At 73.2% G+C, this 3,737-nt stretch carries 3 protein-coding genes; all 3 read left to right on the top strand.

The genetic code is table 11. The features are described 5' to 3' along the window. Window positions 1-209 precede the first annotated feature (209 nt). Window positions 210-659, top strand: coding sequence for an STAS domain-containing protein (locus ACRX5W_RS19650; RefSeq protein ID WP_436789516.1), 450 nt, complete (start codon window positions 210-212; stop codon window positions 657-659). Next, complete coding sequence (locus tag ACRX5W_RS19645) at window positions 652-3,354, top strand: SpoIIE family protein phosphatase (protein ID WP_436789515.1); 2,703 nt, start codon at window positions 652-654, stop codon at window positions 3,352-3,354. The genes ACRX5W_RS19650 and ACRX5W_RS19645 overlap by 8 nt, the downstream gene beginning before the upstream one ends. A gap of 133 nt (window positions 3,355-3,487) precedes the next feature. After that, on the top strand, window positions 3,488-3,737 hold a 250-nt coding region (locus ACRX5W_RS19640), incomplete at its 3' end, for a hypothetical protein (RefSeq protein ID WP_436789514.1).

Genomic DNA, 3,737 nt, shown 5'->3' with positions numbered 1-3,737 from the left:
CCCCCCGCCCGGGACGCCCAGGGGAAGGACGGGGACGAGAAGCAGCGTGCCGAACCTCACAGGGACCACGAGCCGTCGCGGGATCCGCAGGCACTGCGGCCGGCCGGGACCGGGCGGGAACCCGCGTCCGACCGGCGGCCCCACCCGCGCCCCGACCCCGGCTTCGGCCGGGAATGACGACTCCGACCGCCCTGCCCTGGGAGACGAGCATGCCGGAAACGCCGCATCTGCCTGACCTGCCGAAACCGGCGCAGCCGCCGGAACCGCCCGGGCTGCCAACGTCGTGGGCGGCGGACGCGAACGGTCACCGAGACCGGGCCGACGACGGACCGGCCGTCGTGCGGCCCGGCGACTGGACCGTGGTGCCGATCACCGGTGACCTCGACTTCTACTCGGCGCCCGGGTTGGCCGACGTCGTCCGCGCGCTCACCACGAACACCGCCGGCCCGCACCGCGTGGTGCTCGACCTGCGTCAGGTGGAGTTCATGGACTCGACCGGGTTGCGTATCCTCCTGGGGATGGCACGAGATCTGCGGGAGAACGGCGGCGCACTGCGCCTGGCGGGTCCCGGCGACCTTGTCGTCCGGCTTCTTGATGTGACGCAGGTCGCTCCGCTGCTGCCCGCGTACGCCGATGTCGCCGCGGCGTGCCGTGACTGACCGCACGTCGCCGTCCCCGCTGCCCACCCGGTCCACGGCCTCCGAAGCGGCCACGCTGGCTGCGACCGTCGACCGGCTGCGCGCCGAGGTGGACGGCCTGCGCCGGGCGATGCGCTCACGCGGGGTCATCGAGCAGGCCAAGGGCTTGCTGATGGGCCGCCTGTCGTGCACGGCGGACGAGGCCTTCTCGCACCTCGCGCAGTTGTCGCAGCACACGAACATGAAACTCGTCGAGGTCGCGGCTGGGCTGCTCGGCGTGGCCGCACCGCCCTCGGCGCCGCAGCCACCGGCCGCTCCGGTCGGTTCGGGCCCGGCTTCGGACGCCTCCGATGCGCCCGGAAGGGCCGTCGGCACGGCCGAGGAAAGCCGGAAAGCCGACGCGACGGAGAAGGCCGCCCAGGGCGAGCCCGCCGACCGGGCCACCAGGCCGAGAAAGTCGAAGAAATCCGGCAAATCCAACAAAGCTTCGCGGCGCGACGGTTCGCTGCGCGCCGAGCCACCGGGGTCCCCACCCGCGTCCCAGGGCACCTCGGGTGCCGCGGAGCGCGAGGTACCCGCGCTCGACACCCTCACGGCCACGCTCCCCGTGACCCCGGGTGCCCGCACCCTCGCTGCGGCCGACCACGTCACGGCCCCCACCCCTTTGCCGTCCGAGCAGGCAGCGCGCTACCACCTCGCGGCGTCCGTACTCGAAACCGCGGCCGACGGCGACGATGTGGCACGCCTGGTCTGCACGGAAGCGCTCGGTGCCACCGGCGCGGTCGCCGTCGCGATCGCCGTCCTGGAACCGGACGGAGCGTTGCGGCTCGTGGGCGCGTACGGCGTGCCGGCGCAGCGTGCCAGTCAGTGGCGGCGCATCCCTCCCCAAGCCGCCCTCCCGCTGACCGACGCGGTGCGCGCCGGCCGGCCGGTGCTGGTCCGCGGCCGCGCCGATCTGGCGCGGCGCTATCCGAAGGCGGCCGAGACGCTGGTGCAGGGCGAGGTGATCTGCGCCGTACCGCTGACCGACGCCGAGGGAACCACACACGGCGCGATGACGGTGAGCTGGTCGGGGGCCCCCTCGGACGGCGTTCCGGAGGAGTTCACCGCCGCGCTGGGGCAGTTGTGCGTCCCTGTGCTGCGCCGCCTGGACGCCCGCGCGGATCGGGCGGACGTCGGCGTGGCGTACGGCGACGAGATGTGGTTCCGGGCGCTTTTGGACTCGCTCCTCGACCCGGTGGTGATCCTCGCGCCGCTGCGCGAGGGAACGGGCCGCGAGGTGACGGACTTCCGCGTCGACTACGCCAACGCCGCGACGGTCGACCTGGCCGGACGGACCGGTGCGGACGTCCTCGGCCGTCGCATGACCGAGCTGTATCCCGGGATGGTGGTGTCCGGGATCTTCGAGAGCCTGCTGGAGGTCCAGCGGACCGGCACGCCGTACGAAGGCGAGGCCGAGCAGTTCATCGAGATGGTGTCGGGACGGCTGCGGTCCTCGACGATGACGCTGCGCGCGGTGCGCTTTCTCGACGGTGTGCTGCTGAGCTGGCGCATCCACGACGAGGACGAACGCCGGGCGGCCCAGCTCGCGCAGGCGCAGCGGCTGGCCCGTCTGGGCACGTGGCAGTACGACACGGGCACCGGCGAAATGGCGTGGTCCCCCGAGATGTTCGCGATCGTGGGACGTGACCCGGAGGACGGTGCGCCGCGTGCCGACGCGGTGGCCGACCTGATCGCGCCGGAGGACCTGTCCGCCGCGACGACCGTGTTGCAGGAGCTGATGACGCAACACCGGCCGCAGACGCTGGAGTTCCGGGTCCGCCGGGCGGACGGCAAGCCGTGCACGGTACGCGCGGCGGCCGAGGCTGTGTGCGATCCCGACGGTGAGGAGGTTCTGGCGCTGCGCGGCGTGCTCCAGGACGTCACCGCGTGGCGGCGGGCACAGGAGGCACTGGCACAGGCACGTGACCAGTTGGTCGAGGAGCGCGGGCGCACGGCCGCGCAGCACGAGGCCGTGAAGTTCCTCCAGCGGGCCATAGTGCACACGCCCGACGTCACCAACTCGGCGAGCCTGCGGTTCGCGGCGCACTACGTCCCGGCGGAGCGGGTCGCTCAGGTCGGCGGCGACTGGTACGACACGGTGACCCTTCCGGACGGCCGCACGCTCATCGCCATCGGCGACGTGTCCGGGCACGGCCTGCCCGCGGCGGCCGGCATGACGACCGTGCGGCACGCGCTGCGCGGCATGGCGTACACCGGTGCCGAACCCGCGCAGATACTGACGTGGCTCAACCACATGGTGTGCCACCAGCGTTCGGAGTACATCGCGACGGCGATCTGCGCGCTGCTGAACCCGTCGACGGGCACGCTCACGTGGGCGCAGGCGGGGCATCTGCCGCCGCTGCACGTCCGCGACGGCCGGCCGAGGGTGCTGCAACCGCCGTTCGGCATGGTCCTGGGTGCCTCCCCCGACGCGGCGTACGCGTCCGGTGTGGTCGACCTGGCGCCGGGCGACATGGTGCTGATGTACACCGACGGGCTGATCGAACACCGGGGCGGCGACCTGGGCCGCGGGCTGTCGCGCCTGGTGGGCACGGTCCGGGAGAACTGCGCCGACGGCCTGGACGCGTGCGTCGCCCACGTGATGCGGCACATGGGCACGCCGAACGTCCGTGATGACACGTGTCTGATAGGGATTCAGATCCCCGAGGCGTGAGCGGGAGCGGAGCGCAATCGGTCGGCATGCCCCCACGTCATCCGGGCAACCGCTTCGGCATACGGGATGACGCGTGCCCGTCGCACCGTCGGGACCGCGTCCCACGATTTCCGGCCACGAGGAGCGAAGAACCATGCCGACCCCGATTCCCGAGCGTGCCCGGGAGACCGCGTCGCGGACCGCGCACATCGCGGCGACCAAGGCCGAGGCGGTACGCGACCGCGCCGTCGCGACCGGCCGCCAACTCGGCGAGCACACACCCCCGCAAGTGAAGGCGGTCGCCGAGGACGCCGCGGCGAAGGCCACGCGCAACCCGGCCCCCGCGATCGGGCTGGTGGCCGCGGGCGTGCTCGTCCTGCTGCTGGTGCGCCGCTCGCGCCGCC

Origin of the sequence: Yinghuangia sp. YIM S10712, assembly GCF_051388935.1 — a bacterium.
Classification (GTDB): Bacteria; Actinomycetota; Actinomycetes; order Streptomycetales; family Streptomycetaceae; genus Yinghuangia.
This window is presented reverse-complemented; position numbering and strand designations above follow the sequence as displayed.

Coding starts and splice junctions, on each gene's coding strand:
- ACRX5W_RS19650 (WP_436789516.1), top strand. CDS start 210: ATGCCGGAAACGCCGCATCTGCCTGACCTGCCGAAACCGGCGCAGCCG.